Source organism: Candidatus Eisenbacteria bacterium, from assembly GCA_035577985.1.
GTDB lineage: Bacteria > Desulfobacterota > Binatia > DP-6 > DP-6 > DATJZY01.
Genome location: DATJZY010000105.1, coordinates 13,068 through 29,889 on the forward strand (window position 1 = coordinate 13,068; position 16,822 = coordinate 29,889).

Genomic DNA, 16,822 nt, shown 5'->3' on the forward strand with positions numbered 1-16,822 from the left:
TCCGGAAGTCGTTGGGGGGACACACATGAAGAAGTCGGGTTCGACCGAGAGCCGGTCGGCATCGGAGCTGATCGACGAGAGAATCGCCGAGCTCGGGGGCTGGCGCGGGGAGACCTTGGGCCGGATGCGCAAGCTCATCAGAGACGCGGACCCGGACGTCGTGGAGGAGTGGAAGTGGATGGGCACTCCCGTATGGTCGCACGACGGGATCCTCTGCACCGGCGAGTCCTACAAGTCGATCGTGAAGTTGACCTTCGCCAAAGGGGCTTCGTTGAAGGACCCCGCCAAGCTCTTCAACTCGAGCCTCGACGGCAACGTGAGGCGCGCGATCGACATCCATGAGGGGGAGCAGGTCGACGCGGGCGCGTTCAAGGCGCTCGTCCGCGCCGCGGTCGCCCTCAATACGTCCGGCGGAAAGGCAAGGCCACGGCGAGCGAAGTAGGGATGATAAGACAAACGGTCCACTGGTTTCGCTTCGGCGAGGGCGGCGGCGAGATGATCTCGGTCACGTCGCGCCTCGGTGCTTCGAAGATGTTCTCCGACATCGCGCGGGAAGTCGCTCCGGTGAATCCCGATCTCGGAAAGCTGGCGGAGGTCGGGGGACGCTACGGATTCGAGGTGGCGAAGTGACGGCGCCGTCGCCGCCGAGTCGTCGCGCGCCCTGAGGCGGACGGGATGCGACTGCCGCAGCCGATCGTGCGTATCGCGAACGCGGTCACCACGCTTGCCCTGCTCGTCGGCATCCCGCGGCCTCCGTACACCCGAGACAACGCGCTCGTCGTCGAAACCATCGGCCGTCGCTCGGGCAAGCGCCGTCGCCTCCCCGTGGGGTTTCTCGACGACGGCGGGCGCATCATCGTCGTCGTGGAGGACGGCCAACGCGCCCAGTGGGTCCGCAACGCGCTCGCGAACGATGGCCGCCTCAGGGTCCATCTGCGCGGAGTGTGGCGCCCGGCACGCTTGCGGATCCTCGACGTCGATCCGGAGAGCTACCTTCGGCGGATGAATCGAGTGCACGCGGCGTTCGTGCGCCTGGAGTCGACTGCGCCGGAGGTCGTGGAGATCTCGCCCGAATGACGTTCCAACCCAGGCCGCGGCGTTGACCGCCTCGTCTCGATCGTGCGAGACGCCGTCGGGGAGGGGACGACTATGCGGGACTGGAGCGTGGTCCTTCTGGTGATGGCGCTGGCGGCACCCGCGTTCGCCGACGCGACGGCGGAGGCGAAGAAGCACGACGAGGCGTTCGCAAAGGCGTGCGGTGCCGGCGACGTGAAGGCCGTGGTCGCCCTGTACACCGACGACGCGTTCGTCATCTGGCCGGGGGCGGGGGAGGAAGCGAGGGGGAAGGCTGCGATCGAAAAGCTAGCGACGGGCCTCTGCGACCCCAAGCTCGCCACCAAGCCGGTCTTGAAGGACGACGTCGGCGTGCAGCTCGACCCGACGCACATCGCGATCATCGGCCACTGGGAGCTGACGCAGAACGGGCCCGACGGCAAGCCGGCCACCTCGGCAATCCGCACGTCCGAGATCATCGTGAAGACCGCCGGCGGATGGCGCTACGTGGTCGATCACGCGTCGATCGGCCTGCCGCCGGCCGAGCCGGCGAAGAAGCCGTAGCACGAGCCATCGTGGATCGTGCGACCGAGCCATGGCACTCGCGCTGATCGGCGCCGGTCTGGGGCGCACCGGAACGCTGTCGCTCAAAGCTGCGCTCGAGCGGATCGGCTACGGACCCTGCTACCACATGCTCGAGATCCTGACGGCGCCGGAGCGCGCTCGGCATTGGCTCGAGAAGACTCCGAGCGGCGCCCTCGACTGGGACACGATCTTCCGCGGGTATCGCGCCACCGTCGACTGGCCGGCGGCGGCCTTCTGGCGCGAGCTGGTCGCTCACTACCCCGATGCGAAGGTCCTGCTGTCGCTGCGCGACGCCGACCGCTGGTACGACAGCGTGGCGAACACCATCTACCCCGCGCTCATGCAGGGGCCCCCAGAGCGTGCGCCGGCGATCCTCCACGAATTCCACCGCATGGCGTACGACCTGATCTTCGAACGGACCTTCGGAGGGCGCCTCGGAGATCGCGCCCATGCGAAGCGCGTATTCGAGGAGCACAACCAGGCAGTCATCGATGCGATCCCGGCGTCGAGGCTGCTCGTCTATCAGCCGGGTGAAGGCTGGGAGCCGATCTGCGGCTTCCTGGGCGTGCCGGTGCCGGACGAGGGTTTCCCGCACCTGAACGACACGGCATGGTACCGGGCGCACACGGGGCTCCCGCCCATCGAGCCTCGTCGTTGACGCGGGACGTGACGGCTCCGACGACGTACCAGGTCGCCTTCGACATCGGCGGCTTCCGGAATTGGTGGTTCCCGGCATCGGGTCTTCTGATGGCTCTCGTCGGAAGCGGCCTGGTCTACTTCCGAAGCCGGCTGCCGGCTAAAGGCCCACGGAGGTCCGATCGACGAGGGAGTCCAGGTTCGGATCTGGTATGTCGGCGATCGGATCGTCATGCTCGAAGTCGCGCGATGAGATGAGATCCCTTCTCAAGATCGCCGCCGTCGCGGCAGGGTACGTCGCCGCGTTTCTCATGGCGTCCACGGCGGTCGCGGTCCGCCAGGCGGCCACGAGCGGTCCCGACGCACAGGCCGCGAGCGGCATGTACGCGGCCGGCGACGCGATGCTCTTCGTCGCGGTGTTCGGTCTCGTCGCGCTCGTGCCAACGGGTGGAGCGCTCTTCTTTCTGAGACCCTATCGTCTCTTCTGGACGGTGCTCTCGGGGTTCGCGATGGCCGTTGCGGTCACGGGGCTCGTGGCGGTCGTCCTGTTCGCCATCGGAAGGCATGTGCCGCCGCCTTCGATGCTCACCACGTGGGGTGCGCTCTCCGTCCTGCGGATCCTGATCGCACCACTCCTCGCGCTCGCCTTCCTCGTCTGCTCGGTCTTCTCGCCGTACCGCGTCCCTCGCCGGGCGTTCCTCGCAGCGACCGTCATGGAGACGGCCGTGAGCGCGTACGGCGGCTTCGTCTGGTTCGTCCCGCTGCTGTTGTCTCGATGAGCGGGACGGCACCGGCGGTCGAAGCGGCGACCTTCGGGAGTGGGTCGTCGATGTCGGGCGTCCGCGGACACGACTCGTCACAGTGGCTGGACTGGCCAATCACCGGCAGGTTAGGGTCTCGGCCATGCGGAGGACGCCGAGGACCTGCACGCTCCTGATGATGGCTGCGGCTGCTTGGCCGCTCGATGCCTTCGGGGGCTCCATCGTGCTGCGAAGCCTCGGTACCCCGGCGGCGGCGTACGGGCAGATGTCACTCTCGCTCGCCGGTCCCGGCGACACCCCGATGGGCTACGTGATCCTCGATTGCCCGCGGCCCACGTTCTCCGGCAGCCCGGATTGGATCACGACCTGCTCGATCAGCCGTGAGAATCTCGCGCAGGGCTTCGTTGGCCCACCCGAGGGCCAGCGGATGGTCGTGAGCGTTCCCCGCGTGACCGCCGTCGGAAGCTGCAGCGTGATCTTCTCGGAGTTCACCGGGCAATGCGCCGGAAGCGGGACCGTCACGTACGGGAGTGGGACGATCCCCGAGGGCTACGGTTGTGCCTTCGTCGTGCCGAACACGCTCACGAATACCGACCTCGAGATAGGCGCGACCTTCACACCCAGCCAGGGCAACTTCGACGAGGCGACGTGCACGCGCAACGTCGTCACCACCACGACCGTCCCGTCGCCGGGCTCCTCATCCACGACGACGACGCTGCCTGGAACCGACCCGATCAGCGCCTTCATGGACAAGATGGCCTATGGAATGGTCAGCGGTCTTCAGCCGTGGCTGAAGGACCTTCTGCGCGCCACGAGCGGTGACGAGATCCACAGGCTCCTGCGGATCGCAGCGGGCGAGGCCCCTCGCGGGACGTTGAAGGCGACGGTGACGGCGCCGCCTGCAGTCCGAGCTCGCGGGGCAGGAGGCACCAAGGTGATCGTGAAGGGGAAGCGCAAGATCAAGCGCGACGGCGACGCCACGATCGGCATGAAGCTGACGCGCGCCGGCGCTCAGCTCCTCGAGGTGGGAGATCCGTTCGACGCCGTGGTCGCCATATCCTTCCGCGGCAAGGCCGGCAGCTCCACGCGCTCGTCGACGTTCCGGGTGGAGTGATCGCGGTGGTTCTCCTCGCCGCCCAGGTCCTGCATTTCCTCGACGGACCGACGGTCGAGCTCGCCTTTCGCAACGTGCTGCCCTGGCTCGAGCCGGGCGGAGCGTTCGACGACTACTGGCAGCCGATGTTGCAAGGCGCCGGCCCGCCCGGCGCGTACGTCGCCGGATTGCCGCCGGAGCACCGCGACGCCCTGCGGGATGCGCTCCAGGCGCGCCTCCAGGGTGGGAAGCCGGACCGCGGCTTCTCGCTCGGTGCGAAGGCGCTTGCCGTGCGCGGCGTCGTTCCGGAGGCGTGACGGCATCCATGACGCGCGCACGACACGTGGGGATCGTGGCGGTGGGCGCCGAGGGCACGCGCGCCTGAGGCCGATGCCCCGCGCTGGCCCGGCGCCGCACGGGTTGCTAGGAAAGCCGCCCGTGGTCCCCGACGAGCCGGAGCGCGAAGCGCAGGCGCTGGCGACGCTGCGGGCGACGATCGGCAAGCCCATCGGCGCGCCGTCGGTCGCGCCCGATCCCGTGAACCAGCCGATGATCCGGCACTGGGCGGCGGCGATGGAAGACCACAACCCGGTCTACGTCGATCCCGCGTTCGCGGCGTCGTCGCGGTTCGGGGGCATCGTCGCGCCGCCGATGATGCTGCAGACGTGGACCATGGCGACACCGAAGATCACCGGGATCGCCGAGCGCGGCGGCTCGCCGGTCGAGTTCGGCGGGAATCCGCTCACGGTCCTGGACGACGTCGGGTTCATCGCCACCCTCGCGACCAACTCCGAGTTCGAGATCGAGCGCTACCTGCGTCCGGGCGACGTCATCACCTCGACGATGGAGATCGAGTCGGTCTCGGACAGGAAGCAGACGCGCATCGGACCGGGTTACTTCGTCACCTGGGTCACGATCTATCGCGACGCCGAGGGCGCGATCGTCGGCCGGCAGGTCTTTCGCATTCTCAAGTTCAAGCCCGACCTGGAGGCGCTGCTGAAATGAGCGATCGCCTGGCTCCGACGACGACGCCGGACACGAAGTTCTTCTGGGATGCGCTCAAGGAGGGCAAGCTGCTGATCCAGCGCTGCGCGGGGTGCGCCACCCTGCGCCATCCGCCGCGGCCGATGTGCCCGCGCTGCAACTCGCTCGCCTGGGACACGATCGAAGCTTCGGGCCGTGGCGAAGTGTACAGCTTCGTCCTGCCGCGTCACCCGCCCTGGCCGTGGTTCGAGGGCACCTACATCGTCGCGCTGGTCGAGCTCGAAGAGGGCACCCGCATCGTCTCGAACCTCCGCGACGTCGACCCGGACGACGTCGCCATCGGCATGCCCGTGCAGGGCTACGTCGAGCACTTCGACAACGGCGTGTCGCTGCCCCAGTTCCGCCCGCGGAGCGCGTCGTGACGCGGACGACGCTCGACTGGAGCCGGATCCGGGCCGGCGACGCGATCACGCCGATGACGATCGACGTGACGGCCACCGTGGTCGTGGCCGGCGCGATCGCGACCCGCGACTTCATGCCGGTGCACCATGATCGGGACTACGCCGCCTCGCAGGGCTCGCCGAACATCTTCATGAACATCATGACCGACAACGGCTACTGCAGCCGCTTCCTCACCGACTGGGCGGGACCGGACGCGATGGTGCGGAAGATCGCCATCCGTCTCGGCGTGCCGGCGTACGCCGGCTCGAAGCTCGAGTACACGGGCACGGTCACCGGTACCTCGCAGGACGGTGGCGAGGGGATCGTCGAGGTCGCGTTCCGGGCGACCAACGACCAGGGCGACCACCTGTCGGGAACGGCCGTGATCACGCTTCCGATCGGAAGGGCCGGCGCGTGAGCCGTTCGCTACGCGACCGCGCCGCGATCGTCGGCATCGGGCAGACGGAATTCTCCAAGGCGTCCGGCCGCAGCGAGCTGCAGCTCGCGTGCGAGGCGACCAAGGCGGCGCTCGACGACGCCGGCCTCTCGCCGCGCGAGGTGGACGGCCTGGTCACGTTCTCGATGGACTCGAGCGAGGAGGCCGAGGTGGCGCGCAACCTCGGCATCCCGCTCCTGACCATGTTCGCGCGCGTCCCGTACGGCGGCGGCGGCGCGTGCGCGGTCGTGATGCAGGCGTCGATGGCGGTCGCCACCGGCGCGGCCGACGTCGTCGTGTGCTATCGCGCGATGAACGAGCGCTCCGGCATGCGCTTCGGCGGCCCCGGCATGGCGAGCGCGACGCTGCCGCCGTTCCTCGACATGTACGGCCCCTATGGGCTTCTCTCGCCCGCGAGCTGGGTGGCGCTCCACGCGCGCCGCTACATGCACGAGTACGGCGTCACCAACGAGCACTTCGGCCGCATTTCCGTCGTGGACCGCAAGCACGCGGCGACGAACCCCGGCGCGTGGTTCTACGAGCGGCCGATCACGCTCGAGGAGCACCAGCAATCGCGCTGGATCGTCGAGCCGGTGCTGCGGCTGCTCGACTGCTGCCAGGAGAGCGACGGCGCCGTCGCCCTGGTCGTGACCAGCGCCGAGCGCGCGCGCGACCTGCGCCAGCGCCCCGCGATCGTCGCCGCCGCGGCGCAGGGCGCGGCAGACGACGGCGAGCTCATGACCAGCTACTATCGTCCGGAGATCACCGGTCTGCCGGAGATGGGCGTGGTGGCGACGCAGCTCTGGGCCGCGTCGGGTCTCCGGCCCGCCGACGTCCAGACGGCGTTCCTCTACGATCACTTCACGCCCTTCGTCCTCGTGCAGCTCGAAGAGCTCGGCTTCTGCGGGCGCGGCGAGGCGAAGGACTTCGCCACCGTGGAGAACCTTTCGATCGGAGGACGGCTCCCCATCAACACGAGCGGTGGGCTGCTCGGCGAGGCCTACATCCACGGCATGAACGGCATCACCGAGGCCGTGCGTCAGATCCGGGGTACGTCGTGCAACCAGGTGCACGACGTCGAGCACGTGCTCGTGACGGCGGGCACGGGGTGCCCGACGAGCGGCCTCATTCTGCGGCGCGGATAGGGTGGCGCGTCTCGCGATCCGGGGCTCGCCGCCGGCGTCGCGTGCGAGGGCCGGCATTCCCCGCTTCTCCTGGATCCTCCTGTGGGACGCCGGTGCACGCCTGCTTCGACGGGCCGGCCGCTCCTCGGGCTCTCCAGTTTGACGCGAAGCTCGCAGCCGCGTTAAGCCTCGCGGAGGAGGTGCGCGCGATGGCCCGACCCACCCGCTTCCATCACGTGGCGTTCGGCACGAAGGACCTCGAGGCGACGTACGACTTCTACGCGAACCGCCTCGGTCTCGAGCTCTCGCACTGCGAGAACCACCGGTCGGGAACCGGCTGGTTCAAGCACTTCTTCTTCCACATCGGTAACGGCGAGCAGCTCGGCTTCTTCGCGTTCCACGACGTCGGCGAGCGCCCGGCGTGTCGTACCGACATCTCGACCGGGCTCGGACTGCCGGTCTGGATCAATCACGTCGCGTTCAACCTCGGATCGATGGCCGAGATCGAAGCGATGAAGGCGCGCGCGCAGTCCAGCGGCGTGAAGCTCGCGATGGAGATCGATCACGGCGCCTGCTACTCGATCTACTTCGTCGATCCGAACGGGATCATGGTCGAGTTCGCGACCGATACCGCCGGGGAGATGTTCACGCAGGCGCCGGCGGAGGCGCTGCGCCTGCTGCGTCAGGACCCGAGCGAGATCGGGGAGGAGCATCGCAAGGACGCCACGACGGCGGGCATCAAGACGATGACCGTCTGAGCGCCGGCTCCAGCATCGCGACGGGCCGGCCGGCTTGACGGTACATCCAGTATGGTGGATGTACCATCCATCATGGAGGAGGCGGCGCCGGACCTGAATCGTCGCATCGCCGAGCGCGTGCGGGAGCTGCGCACCGCCCAGGGCCTCTCGCTCGAAGCCGTGGCGGGCAGGAGCGGAGTCAGCCGCTCGATGATCTCGCTCATCGAGCGCGGGGAGAGCAGTCCGACGGCCGTGGTCCTGGAGAAGCTCGCCGGCGGGCTGGGCGTGATGCTCGCCTCGTTGTTCGATCCACCGGCGGGCGGGCCCGGTGGACCCGTGGCGCGGCGCGACGACCAGCCGACGTGGAAGGATCCCGCCTCGGGCTACCTGCGGCGCAACGTTTCGCCGCCGGGCGTGGCGCAGCCGATGCGGATCGTCGAGGTTCGCTTCCCGGCTGGAGGGCGCGTCGCGTTCGAGAGCAGCACGCGCGACGTGCACGTGCACCAGCAGGTGTGGGTGCTCGAAGGCGCGATCGACGTCACCGTGGGGGCGGAGCGCCACCGGCTTCGCGAGGGCGACTGCCTCGCCATGACGCTCGATCGCCCCACGATGTTCCACAACCCCACGCGAAGGCCCGCGCGGTACGCGGTGGTGATCGCGTGACCACGCCGGCCTGGATCGTTCGACGCCTCCACGCCGTCGACGACGCGCAGGTGGCCGGCCTCGCCGACGTGCTCGTCGACTGCGTCGAGGCCGGCGCGTCGGTCAGCTTCATGCATCCGCTGACGCGCGAGCGCGCCTCGGCGTTCTGGCGCGACGTGGCGCGAGGCGTCGCCGCCGGCGAGCGCGTGCTGCTGGTCGCGACGGACGAGCGGGGGCTGTGCGGCACCGTCCAGCTGGTGCTGGCGCAGCCCGAGAACCAGCCGCATCGGGCGGATCTGACGAAGATGCTGGTGCACCGGCGGTCACGTCGGCAGGGGTTGGGCGCCGCGCTCCTGCGCGCCGCCGAGGCCGCAGCGCGCGAATGCGGCAAGACGCTGCTGGTGCTCGACACCGCGAACGCCGAAGCCGAACGCCTCTACGAGCGCGGGGCCTGGGTGCGCGTGGGCGTGATTCCCGGCTATGCGTTGTGGCCGCAGGGCGGGCTCTGCGACACGACCGTGTACTACCGCGACCTCGACGGCCGGCCCTGAGGGGGGGATGGAATGACGAAGATCCTGTTCGGCCTCGCCGCCGTCACGGCGGGCGCCGCGGCGGCGTTCCAGGCGGCCGCGAACGCCGGGCTGGCGTCGCGCATCGGCCTCGGCGCGGCCCTGGTCGTGAACACGTCGATCGTCCTCGTGGGGACGCTCATCCTGTACGTCGCCGCCGGGCGCAGCGGGACCTTCTTCCCGTCCGACGCGCCGTGGAGCCTCTACATCGGGGGCCTCTGCGGCTTCGTTCTTCTCTTGTCGCTCGCCTTCGTGTTCCCGAAGATCGGTGCGGCGGTCGCGATCGCGCTTGTCGTCCTCGGCCAGGGCGCCGCCGCGCTCGCGATCGATCACTTCGGGCTCCTCGGCATGCCGACGGAGCCGATCACGCTCGCGCGCGTCGCCGGCATGCTCCTCGTCGGTGCCGGGCTCGTGCTCGTCCGGGGCTAGCGCCGATGATTCTCACGGCGTGCGGCGGCTTCCTGCTGGCGGTCCTGTGGATGGACCTCATGTTCGACGTCCAGGTGCGCGGCCATCGCGGTGCCGAGATCCCGGAGCCCGTCCTGGGCTCGATCGCCGCCTACTACCGGCGCGTCACGACGACGGCGCGCCCGATGACCCATCTGGTCGGCACCGTGATGGCGATCGCGATCGGCACGCTCGTCGTGCAGATCGCCCGCGACGACGAGCGGCGTGGGATCGCGCTGCTCTCGCTGCTGCTCGCCGGGGCTCCGATCGCGCTGGCGATGGCACGCACGTATCCCAACGCCGTCCGCCTCGGCGCGAGGGCGGATGCCGCAGCGGAGCAGAGCCGCCTCGCGCGCGCCATCTGCAGGGACCACGTGCTCTGCATGGTCGCGATCGTCGCGTTCATCGTGCTGCAGCTCGCGACCGCGCTGCGGTGAGGCGCGTCGCCTACGACGCCTCGTGAACGCGCGAGATCTTCCACGACAAAGGGGGTTGTCGTCGATTGTTCTCCCGGGCAGAAGCGACCGGGAGGCGATGGGCAGCCCACTCAGACCGCTGGCGGAGAACCTCTGGGTCGTCGATCGACCGCAGACGTTCTACGGACTCCCGGTCGGCACGCGCATGACCGTCATTCGCCTCCTGGGTGGCCGTCTGCTGCTCCATTCACCCGTCGTGCTCGACGCGGACCTGCGAGGGCAGCTCGATTCGGTCGGCCGCGTCTCTTTCGCGGTCGCGCCGAATCGCGTCCATCATCTCTACGCCGGCGATGTCGCCAAGGCGTATCCGGGGACGCGTCTCTGGGTGGCGCCGGGGCTCGAGCGCAAGCGTCCCGACCTCGTATGCGAGGCGATCCTCGGCGACGAGGCCCCCGAGGAGTGGCGCGGGGAGGTCGATCAGGTCTTCTTTCGCGGGCGGCCGTACGAGAACGAGGTGACGTTCTTCCATCGCGTCAGCCGGACGCTCATCCTGTGCGACCTGGCGTTCAACTTCGGCCCCCGCACGCCGACGCCGACGCGCCTGTTGATGAAGCTGATCCGAAGCTACGGCCATCTCGGCCCGTCCACACTCGACCCGTGGCTCATCCGCGACCGAAACGCCGCGCGCGAGAGCCTCGAGCGCATCCTCGCCTGGGACTTCGACCGTGTCATCGTCGCGCACGGCGAGGTTCTCGAGAGCGGCGGGCACGAGATCCTGCGCCGCGGCTACTCGTGGTTGCTCGACTGAAGGAAAGAAGATGTCGCTGAAGCTCTATGCCCACCCCTTCTCTTCGTACTGCCAGAAGGTGCTGATCGCGCTCTACGAGAACCGTATCCCGTTCGAGCTCCGCCTGCTCGCACCGGGCGACGAGCAGGCCGCCGCCGAGCACGAGGCCCTGTGGCCCTTGCGGCGCATGCCCGTGCTCGTCGACGGGGACCGCACGGTGGTCGAGGCGAGCACCATCATCGAGTATCTGGGCCTCCGGCATCCCGGGAAGGTGCGGCTGATTCCCCAGGATCCGACCGAAGCGCTCGACGTGCGGATGATGGACCGCTTCTTCGACAACTACGTCATGACGCCGATGCAGAAGGTCGTGACCGACGGCATCCGCCCGCCGGAGTACCGCGATCTCCACGGGGTCGCCGAGGCGCGCAAGCTGCTCGACACCGCCTATCGCTGGCTCGACGGCGCCATCGACGGGCGCGAATGGGCGGCGGGCGACGCGTTCAGCCTCGCCGACTGCGCGGCGGCGCCGGCGCTCTTCTACGCCGACTGGGCGCACCCGATCGACGAAGCGTTCGCCAACGTCAGATCCTACCGGCGACGGCTCCTCGCGCGGCCGTCCTTCGCCCGCGCCGTCGACGAGGCGCGGCCATACCGCCCGTTCTTCCCGTTGGGCGCGCCGGAGAGAGACTGACCGATGATCCTCGAGATGGCCGTCCTCCAGGTGAAGCCGGGCATGGCCGCCGAGTTCCAGGCGGCGTTCGAAACCGCCGAGCCGATCATCGCCGGCTCGCCCGGCCACGTCGCGCACGAGCTGCATCGCTGCCACGAGGACCCGAACCGGTTCCTGCTGCTGGTTCGCTGGCGCACGCTCGAGGATCACACACGCGGCTTCCGCGGCTCGCCGGAATACCAGCGCTGGAAGGCGCTGCTCCATCGCTTCTACGATCCCTTCCCGGAGGTCCTGCACTACGAGCTGGTGAGCGGCGGCCTCTAGGCGCAACGCCGAGCCATGGACATCGCGCTGCTCGTGAAGTACCTCGTCGTCGATGGCGAGATCACCGGCTGCACGTAGCCGACGGGACCACGCGTGAGCACGTTCGTACTGGTGCACGGTGCGTGGCACGGCGCCTGGTGCTGGTACAAGGTGGTCGTTCTGCTGGAGCGTGCCGGGCACCGCGCGATCGCGCTCGATCTGCCGGGCCTCGGAAAGGACAAGACGCCGCTCGACGCGGTCACGCTGGCGACGTGGACCGACAGCGTCGTGCGCGTGCTCGACGCCCGGCCCGAGCCCGTCGTCCTGGTCGGTCACAGCCGCGGCGGAATCGTCGTCAGCCAGGTCGCGGAGGCGCGGCCCGACAAGGTCGGACGCCTCGTCTACCTCGCCGCGTACCTGCTGCGCGACGGCGAAGCCCTGCTCGAAGTGGCGCAGCGCGACACCGCGTCACGGATCTTGCCGAACCTGGTGTGGGCCGAGGACCGCCGATCCGCGACGATGGCGCTCGACGCCGTGAAGGACGTCTTCTACGGCGGATGCTCCGACGACGACGTCGCGCTGGCCCGGCTGCTGCTGGCGCCGGAGCCGCTGGTTCCCCTCAGCACGCCGATCCACGTGACGGACGGGCGCTTCGGCCGCGTGCCGCGAACCTACATCGAGTGCCTGCGGGACCGGGCGGTGAGCCCGTCGGAGCAGAAGGCGATGTACACCGCGATGCCATGCCACCGGGTCGTCTCGATGGACACGGATCACTCGCCGTTCTTCTCGGCGCCGGCCGAGCTGGTGGCCCACCTCACGTCGCTGCGATAGGCGCCTCGTGGAGCGCGCCCGCATCGTCGCCCTGGCTGATCGCCTGATCGGCGCTCACGATCGCGCGTCCACGATCGATCCGATCACTTCCTCCGATCCGTCGTTCGACGTGGCCGCGGCGTACGCAGTGCTACGCGAGATCCAGGCGCGTCGAGTGGCGAGCGGCTGGCAGCCGGTGGGTCGCAAGATCGGGTTCACCAACCGCACGATCTGGGCGCGCTACGACGTCGATCGTCCGATGTGGGCGTACGTGTACGCGCACACGGTGCATCGGGTGCCCGACGGCGCCGCGCGGCTGGCGCTGCGTGGCCTCGTGCAGCCGCGCATCGAGCCGGAGGTCGTGTTCGGGCTGCGCGGGCCGGTGCCCGTCGCCGGCGACGCGCGAGCCGTGCTGGACGCCGTCGAGTGGATCGCGCCCGGGTTCGAGGTGGTGCAGAGCCACTTCCCCGACTGGAAGTTCCAGGCGCCGGACTGCACCGCGGCGTTCGGGTTGCATGGCGCGCTCGTCGTGGGACCCACGACGTCCCTCGACGCTGCCGCGCGCGATCGATTGGCGGTCGCGCTGCCGGATTTCGAGCTGACGTTGTACCGCGGCAGCGAGGTCGTCGAGCGCGGCCACGGTAGTCACGTGCTCGACAGCCCGGCGCTCGCGCTGCAGTACCTCGCGCGGGTGCTCGCGAGCCAGCCGGACGCTCCGCCACTGCAGGCGGGCGAGATCGTGACCACCGGAACCTTGACCGACGCGTGGCCGATCTCGGCGGACACGCGATGGCGCTCCGACTACGGCACGCTCGACCTGCCGGCGCTCGAGGTGGCGTTCGAATGACGATTGGGCGGCGATCATCGGATCGTCCGCAGGTACGCGTCGAGGCGATCGTAGCTCTGCGCCATGCCGTTCTTCATGCCGGTGGCGAGGGCCGCCTCGCGCGCCTCCTTCGACGGATAGCGCACCGTGAACCTGATCGTGGTCTTGCCGTCGGCCTCCGACAGAACGATCGTGTTGAGCGTCTCGGGCCACTCGCCGCCCCACGACTCGGTCGAGACGAGCCGCTCGGGCGGCACGACCTCGCGGTGCACCCCGCGCATCTCCATCTCGCCGCCGGCGGCGTTCCGCCAGACGTAGTGCCACGCTCCACCAGGACGGAGGTCGGCCTCGCAGACAGGCATGGTCCAGCCGTCCGGGCCGAGCATCCAGTGCGGCAGGTGCTCGGGTTTGCTCAAGGCGTCGAAGACGAGCGTGCGCGGCGCATGGACGAGGCGGGTCGCCGTGACCTCCCGGTCCGACGGGGTCGTGAACATCGTGGTCGCCATGGGGTCTCCCTTCCTATGACAACTGGTCGAACGGGCGACGGCCGGATCGACAAATCGACCCCGTTGCGTTTCGATCGATCGCCAGGGCACATAGCCCCCGAGGGTGGATCCCAAGGTCGCAGCGCTGATCGGCTTCGGCGTCGTCCCTCTGGTTTGCATCACGCTCGAGACCTTGTGGCCCTCGATCCCCCGGCCGTCGCTCGTCCGGCGAGGGACCGGCTCCGATGCCCTGTGGTACGTCGTCGAGGCATTCGTCGCCCGCGGCGTGGCTCCCTGGGCGATCTACTACGCGCTCCTCCCGGTGATGCTCCTCTACGGCATGACGGCGGAGCGGTTCTATGGCGGCTTCGGCCTGGGCGCCGCGATCCCGTTCTGGTGGCAGGTGCCGATCGTCTTCGTCCTCGCGGACTTCCTCTCCTACTGGCAGCACCGGCTCTTCCACCGGCGCGCGCTCTGGCCGATCCACGCCGTCCACCACTCGTCGACCCAGCTCGACTGGCTGAGCTCGGGGCGATTCCATCCCCTCAACGAGATCGGCGCGCAGCTGATCTACGTGCCGCCGATCCTCGCCTGCGGCTTTCATCCCTACACGTTCCTCGTGCTGGCGCCGTTCACCACCTGGTACGTCGTGTTCCTGCACGCGAACCTCGGCTGGACGTTCGGCCCACTACGCTACGTCGTCACGAGCCCCGCCTTCCACCGCTGGCATCACACCGCGGCCGAGGAAGGCCGCGACAAGAACTTCGCGGGCATCCTCGCGATCTGGGACGTCCTCTTCGGGACCTACTACCTGCCGCGCGGCCGGGTCGCGACCGTCTTCGGCTCGAGCGATCCCGTGCCGGACGGTTTCCTGCGACAGCTCGCGTATCCGCTCGTGCCGCTCGCCCGCGCCGCGCGGGTCGTGGCCGTCGGCGCGCTCGTTGCGCTCAGCGGCTGTCCCGGGACCGTCAATCAGCCGAACGGCCTCCCGCCATCCCAGCCCCTGACGCAACCGGTTTCCTTCAATCAACCCGGGCCGCTCCTGCACGAAGCGTCGGGCCTCACGTTCGCCGAGTCCTACGGAACCTTCCAGCGGGTCACGGCCTACCGGTACGACACCGCGGGGTTGGACGTCGGCGTCGGATACAACGATCGGGAGGCGAGCTGCCTCATCGCTGCCACGTTCTACCTCTACCCGACGCCGCGCATGAGCTTCGTCGGGGCGGCGCCCGAGGTGGTCGCGTCGACGGAGCGAGGTTGGCTCGAGCGGGGGTTCGCGCGTTCGACCGACGAGGTGCAGCGGCACCATGCCGCCATGAGCTCACCCGTGGTCGGCACCGTCACGACGCCCGCGGCGGGAACGGCGCTGCCAGGCAAGTCGCTCACCTTCCACCAGGCCCACGACGTCTCGGAGCTCCGGCTGTTCGTGTATCGGCACCAATGGTTCTTGAAGTACCGGTTCACGTATCCGGAGAAGTGCCAGGCGGCGGCGACGTCCAAGCTCGACGCGCTCGTGCGCGAGATGCCGTGGACGTCTGCGCCGCAATGATCGGAGGAGCCCCGCATGATCACCGGAAGCTGTCTGTGTGGAGGCGTGGTCTTCGAGATCGACGCCGCGCTCACACCGATGCAGTACCGTCACGCGGCGCGCTGTCGAAAGGCGACGGGGGCGGCGTTCGCGGCCGAGGTGTTGGCGAGCGCGTCCGGCCTGCGTTGGACTCGCGGCCAAGACCTGGTGACGCTCTTCGAGGCGCCGCTCCTGCGGCACGCGCCGCGAGAACGGCGCGTGCCCGGTTAGTCATCGATTGGGATCGCCGAGCCGCACCGGTCCACTGAACGTGCCAACGAGTGTCACCGGCGGCAGCCCCGGATTGGTGATGGCCGCGGGAACGGTCGACGTGAAGTGACCCTCCACGTTGGTGCCGTCCCACGCGTCGATGATGACCACGGTCGAGTTGTCGACCGTGAACTGCGACCAGTACTTGGCGGCGGTGGGGTTCCGCGTGTTCAGCTCGTTGTAGCTCCCGAGGCAGCCGAGGAGCGGCGTGCCCAGGGCCGGTGGAGGCCAGAGGGTCGCGCACGCGATGTACACGGTTTTTACGATACCAAGGCCGCGGCGCGGGATCTTCTGCCCCAGAATGCCCAGGCCGATCGTGCCGCCGCCCGCCGAGAAGTCGATGGTGCGCGGCGTCGGCTTGAGCTTCTTGCCGTCGACCGTCATCGTCAGGGTCTTCCTGCTTCGCTTCTTCTTCGCCGCGACGTCGCCCGGCATCGCCACGACGAACACGGCGAGCACCGCCACTGCAGCAATCCACGCTCGCTTCCCGCTCATCTCCGGAGACCTCCTCCGCCCGACGTACCCGATGGGGGCCCATTGCGCAAAAGGTATTTGACGAATTAGGAGACGGTCATGTGCCGGAACATCAAGACGCTGCACAACTTCAAACCGCCGGCCACGCCGGAGGAGGTCCGTGCCTCGTCGCTCCAGTTCGTGCGGAAGCTCTCCGGCTTCACGAGGCCGTCCAGGGCGAACGAAGAGGTGTTCAACCGCGCCGTCGACCGGGTCGCGCAGGCGGCCCACGAGCTGCTGGACTCGCTCGTGACCGGCGCTCCGCCGCGCGATCGCGCAGTCGAGGCGCAGAAGGCGCGCGCCAGGACGGCGAAGCGCTTCCCGCCAGCGGAAGCGGGAGGCATCGCCTGAGGCGATTTCCGAGAGCTTCTACGGGCGAGTACGCTGGCAGACGTGGCCGACGCCGTCGACAGCTTGATCCTCGATCTGCTCGAATGGATCGGCGCCCGGCGCAGGCCGTACGCCGAGGTCATGGACGCCTGGCGCACGTCGTGTCCGCGCCTTCCGGTGTGGGAGGAGGCGAACGAGCGAGGCTTCGTCGCGTGCCATCGTGAGGAGGTCGGCCGCGTCGTCTCGGTGACGCCGCACGGACGGCGGTTCCTCGCCGCGCAGCGTCCCCGGAGCGCGTAGGGACGGGGCGTGAGCGTCGCGACGTTCATCGCGGGCC

Annotated in this window: 28 protein-coding genes; 26 read left to right on the forward strand and 2 right to left on the reverse strand. The window is 69.2% G+C overall.

Annotated elements, in window-relative coordinates:
* The first annotated feature begins 25 nt into the window (after positions 1–25).
* The 22 genes from VMS22_14705 (at position 26) to VMS22_14810 (ending at position 13,341) form a co-directional block, all read left to right on the forward strand.
* Positions 26–442: a DUF1801 domain-containing protein gene (locus VMS22_14705; protein HXJ35280.1), complete on the forward strand. Its 417-nt coding sequence runs from the start codon at positions 26–28 to the stop codon at positions 440–442.
* A gap of 2 nt (positions 443–444) precedes the next feature.
* Positions 445–630: a hypothetical protein gene (locus VMS22_14710; protein ID HXJ35281.1), complete on the forward strand. Its 186-nt coding sequence runs from the start codon at positions 445–447 to the stop codon at positions 628–630.
* Positions 631–675: 45 nt separating this feature from the next.
* A complete protein-coding gene (locus tag VMS22_14715; protein HXJ35282.1) occupies positions 676–1,077 on the forward strand; it encodes a nitroreductase family deazaflavin-dependent oxidoreductase in 402 nt (133 codons plus the stop codon).
* A gap of 72 nt (positions 1,078–1,149) precedes the next feature.
* A complete protein-coding gene (locus VMS22_14720; protein ID HXJ35283.1) occupies positions 1,150–1,617 on the forward strand; it encodes a nuclear transport factor 2 family protein in 468 nt (155 codons plus the stop codon).
* 31 nt (positions 1,618–1,648) lie between these two features.
* Positions 1,649–2,296, forward strand: coding sequence for a sulfotransferase (locus tag VMS22_14725; GenBank protein HXJ35284.1), 648 nt, complete (start codon positions 1,649–1,651; stop codon positions 2,294–2,296).
* Between the two features lie 232 nt (positions 2,297–2,528).
* Positions 2,529–3,053 (forward strand): hypothetical protein, encoded by a 525-nt coding sequence (locus VMS22_14730; GenBank protein ID HXJ35285.1) that lies wholly within the window; start codon positions 2,529–2,531, stop codon positions 3,051–3,053.
* Between the two features lie 124 nt (positions 3,054–3,177).
* On the forward strand, positions 3,178–4,149 hold the full coding sequence (locus VMS22_14735) for a hypothetical protein (GenBank protein HXJ35286.1): 972 nt from the start codon (positions 3,178–3,180) through the stop codon (positions 4,147–4,149).
* Between the two features lie 5 nt (positions 4,150–4,154).
* Positions 4,155–4,445, forward strand: a complete 291-nt coding sequence (locus tag VMS22_14740; GenBank protein ID HXJ35287.1) for a hypothetical protein — start codon at positions 4,155–4,157, stop codon at positions 4,443–4,445.
* 121 nt (positions 4,446–4,566) lie between these two features.
* On the forward strand, positions 4,567–5,133 hold the full coding sequence (locus tag VMS22_14745; GenBank protein ID HXJ35288.1) for a MaoC family dehydratase N-terminal domain-containing protein: 567 nt from the start codon (positions 4,567–4,569) through the stop codon (positions 5,131–5,133).
* Entirely contained in the window at positions 5,130–5,534 is a 405-nt protein-coding gene (locus VMS22_14750) for a Zn-ribbon domain-containing OB-fold protein (protein ID HXJ35289.1), read from the forward strand. Before VMS22_14745 ends, VMS22_14750 begins: the two co-directional genes overlap by 4 nt.
* Positions 5,531–5,971 carry a MaoC family dehydratase gene (locus VMS22_14755; protein ID HXJ35290.1) on the forward strand — a complete coding sequence of 147 codons (441 nt, stop codon included), beginning with the start codon at positions 5,531–5,533 and terminating at the stop codon, positions 5,969–5,971. The genes VMS22_14750 and VMS22_14755 overlap by 4 nt, the downstream gene beginning before the upstream one ends.
* Positions 5,968–7,134 (forward strand): lipid-transfer protein, encoded by a 1,167-nt coding sequence (locus VMS22_14760; GenBank protein ID HXJ35291.1) that lies wholly within the window; start codon positions 5,968–5,970, stop codon positions 7,132–7,134. Before VMS22_14755 ends, VMS22_14760 begins: the two co-directional genes overlap by 4 nt.
* Positions 7,135–7,322: 188 nt before the next feature.
* Positions 7,323–7,871, forward strand: a complete 549-nt coding sequence (locus VMS22_14765; GenBank protein HXJ35292.1) for a VOC family protein — start codon at positions 7,323–7,325, stop codon at positions 7,869–7,871.
* Between the two features lie 72 nt (positions 7,872–7,943).
* Positions 7,944–8,513, forward strand: a complete 570-nt coding sequence (locus tag VMS22_14770; protein HXJ35293.1) for an XRE family transcriptional regulator — start codon at positions 7,944–7,946, stop codon at positions 8,511–8,513.
* Positions 8,510–9,043, forward strand: a complete 534-nt coding sequence (locus VMS22_14775; GenBank protein HXJ35294.1) for a GNAT family N-acetyltransferase — start codon at positions 8,510–8,512, stop codon at positions 9,041–9,043. Before VMS22_14770 ends, VMS22_14775 begins: the two co-directional genes overlap by 4 nt.
* A 12-nt stretch (positions 9,044–9,055) precedes the next feature.
* Entirely contained in the window at positions 9,056–9,490 is a 435-nt protein-coding gene (locus VMS22_14780; protein HXJ35295.1) for a DMT family transporter, read from the forward strand.
* 5 nt (positions 9,491–9,495) lie between these two features.
* Entirely contained in the window at positions 9,496–9,945 is a 450-nt protein-coding gene (locus tag VMS22_14785) for a hypothetical protein (GenBank protein ID HXJ35296.1), read from the forward strand.
* A 97-nt stretch (positions 9,946–10,042) separates the two neighbouring features.
* On the forward strand, positions 10,043–10,732 hold the full coding sequence (locus VMS22_14790) for a DUF4336 domain-containing protein (protein HXJ35297.1): 690 nt from the start codon (positions 10,043–10,045) through the stop codon (positions 10,730–10,732).
* 10 nt (positions 10,733–10,742) lie between these two features.
* Positions 10,743–11,402 carry a glutathione S-transferase family protein gene (locus VMS22_14795; protein HXJ35298.1) on the forward strand — a complete coding sequence of 220 codons (660 nt, stop codon included), beginning with the start codon at positions 10,743–10,745 and terminating at the stop codon, positions 11,400–11,402.
* Positions 11,403–11,405: 3 nt separating this feature from the next.
* Positions 11,406–11,705: an antibiotic biosynthesis monooxygenase gene (locus VMS22_14800; protein ID HXJ35299.1), complete on the forward strand. Its 300-nt coding sequence runs from the start codon at positions 11,406–11,408 to the stop codon at positions 11,703–11,705.
* Between the two features lie 93 nt (positions 11,706–11,798).
* Complete coding sequence (locus VMS22_14805) at positions 11,799–12,515, forward strand: alpha/beta fold hydrolase (GenBank protein HXJ35300.1); 717 nt, start codon at positions 11,799–11,801, stop codon at positions 12,513–12,515.
* A gap of 7 nt (positions 12,516–12,522) precedes the next feature.
* Positions 12,523–13,341, forward strand: a complete 819-nt coding sequence (locus tag VMS22_14810; protein ID HXJ35301.1) for a fumarylacetoacetate hydrolase family protein — start codon at positions 12,523–12,525, stop codon at positions 13,339–13,341.
* Positions 13,342–13,355: 14 nt separating this feature from the next.
* Here the strand turns inward: VMS22_14810 and VMS22_14815 are convergent, their stop codons facing one another.
* Positions 13,356–13,826, reverse strand: a complete 471-nt coding sequence (locus tag VMS22_14815) for an SRPBCC family protein (protein HXJ35302.1) — start codon at positions 13,824–13,826, stop codon at positions 13,356–13,358.
* Positions 13,827–13,929: 103 nt separating this feature from the next.
* Here VMS22_14815 and VMS22_14820 point away from each other — a divergent pair, with 103 nt between their 5' ends.
* Complete coding sequence (locus tag VMS22_14820; protein HXJ35303.1) at positions 13,930–15,354, forward strand: sterol desaturase family protein; 1,425 nt, start codon at positions 13,930–13,932, stop codon at positions 15,352–15,354.
* Positions 15,355–15,369: 15 nt separating this feature from the next.
* A complete protein-coding gene (locus tag VMS22_14825) occupies positions 15,370–15,603 on the forward strand; it encodes a hypothetical protein (protein ID HXJ35304.1) in 234 nt (77 codons plus the stop codon).
* On the opposite strand, the gene VMS22_14830 is transcribed toward VMS22_14825, so the two are convergent.
* The gene (locus VMS22_14830) at positions 15,604–16,137 is read right to left on the reverse strand and encodes a hypothetical protein (protein ID HXJ35305.1); all 534 of its coding nucleotides are present in this window, start codon (positions 16,135–16,137) and stop codon (positions 15,604–15,606) included.
* 78 nt (positions 16,138–16,215) lie between these two features.
* On the opposite strand from VMS22_14830, the gene VMS22_14835 reads away from it, so the two are divergent.
* Together VMS22_14835 and VMS22_14840 are read left to right on the forward strand one after the other, a co-directional pair.
* Entirely contained in the window at positions 16,216–16,506 is a 291-nt protein-coding gene (locus VMS22_14835; GenBank protein ID HXJ35306.1) for a DUF2277 domain-containing protein, read from the forward strand.
* Positions 16,507–16,548: 42 nt separating this feature from the next.
* Positions 16,549–16,785 (forward strand): hypothetical protein, encoded by a 237-nt coding sequence (locus VMS22_14840; GenBank protein HXJ35307.1) that lies wholly within the window; start codon positions 16,549–16,551, stop codon positions 16,783–16,785.
* The last annotated feature ends 37 nt before the right edge of the window (positions 16,786–16,822 follow it).

Bases quoted from the DNA above. Each gene is read 5' to 3' on its own strand.
- VMS22_14705 (HXJ35280.1), top strand. From the start codon at position 26: ATGAAGAAGTCGGGTTCGACCGAGAGCCGGTCGGCATCGGAGCTGATC.
- VMS22_14710 (HXJ35281.1), top strand. From the start codon at position 445: ATGATAAGACAAACGGTCCACTGGTTTCGCTTCGGCGAGGGCGGCGGC.
- VMS22_14715 (HXJ35282.1), top strand. From the start codon at position 676: ATGCGACTGCCGCAGCCGATCGTGCGTATCGCGAACGCGGTCACCACG.
- VMS22_14720 (HXJ35283.1), top strand. From the start codon at position 1,150: ATGCGGGACTGGAGCGTGGTCCTTCTGGTGATGGCGCTGGCGGCACCC.
- VMS22_14725 (HXJ35284.1), top strand. From the start codon at position 1,649: ATGGCACTCGCGCTGATCGGCGCCGGTCTGGGGCGCACCGGAACGCTG.
- VMS22_14730 (HXJ35285.1), top strand. From the start codon at position 2,529: ATGAGATCCCTTCTCAAGATCGCCGCCGTCGCGGCAGGGTACGTCGCC.
- VMS22_14735 (HXJ35286.1), top strand. From the start codon at position 3,178: ATGCGGAGGACGCCGAGGACCTGCACGCTCCTGATGATGGCTGCGGCT.
- VMS22_14750 (HXJ35289.1), top strand. From the start codon at position 5,130: ATGAGCGATCGCCTGGCTCCGACGACGACGCCGGACACGAAGTTCTTC.
- VMS22_14765 (HXJ35292.1), top strand. From the start codon at position 7,323: ATGGCCCGACCCACCCGCTTCCATCACGTGGCGTTCGGCACGAAGGAC.
- VMS22_14770 (HXJ35293.1), top strand. From the start codon at position 7,944: ATGGAGGAGGCGGCGCCGGACCTGAATCGTCGCATCGCCGAGCGCGTG.
- VMS22_14780 (HXJ35295.1), top strand. From the start codon at position 9,056: ATGACGAAGATCCTGTTCGGCCTCGCCGCCGTCACGGCGGGCGCCGCG.
- VMS22_14785 (HXJ35296.1), top strand. From the start codon at position 9,496: ATGATTCTCACGGCGTGCGGCGGCTTCCTGCTGGCGGTCCTGTGGATG.
- VMS22_14790 (HXJ35297.1), top strand. From the start codon at position 10,043: ATGGGCAGCCCACTCAGACCGCTGGCGGAGAACCTCTGGGTCGTCGAT.
- VMS22_14795 (HXJ35298.1), top strand. From the start codon at position 10,743: ATGTCGCTGAAGCTCTATGCCCACCCCTTCTCTTCGTACTGCCAGAAG.
- VMS22_14800 (HXJ35299.1), top strand. From the start codon at position 11,406: ATGATCCTCGAGATGGCCGTCCTCCAGGTGAAGCCGGGCATGGCCGCC.
- VMS22_14815 (HXJ35302.1), bottom strand. From the start codon at position 13,826: ATGGCGACCACGATGTTCACGACCCCGTCGGACCGGGAGGTCACGGCG.
- VMS22_14825 (HXJ35304.1), top strand. From the start codon at position 15,370: ATGATCACCGGAAGCTGTCTGTGTGGAGGCGTGGTCTTCGAGATCGAC.
- VMS22_14830 (HXJ35305.1), bottom strand. From the start codon at position 16,137: ATGAGCGGGAAGCGAGCGTGGATTGCTGCAGTGGCGGTGCTCGCCGTG.
- VMS22_14835 (HXJ35306.1), top strand. From the start codon at position 16,216: ATGTGCCGGAACATCAAGACGCTGCACAACTTCAAACCGCCGGCCACG.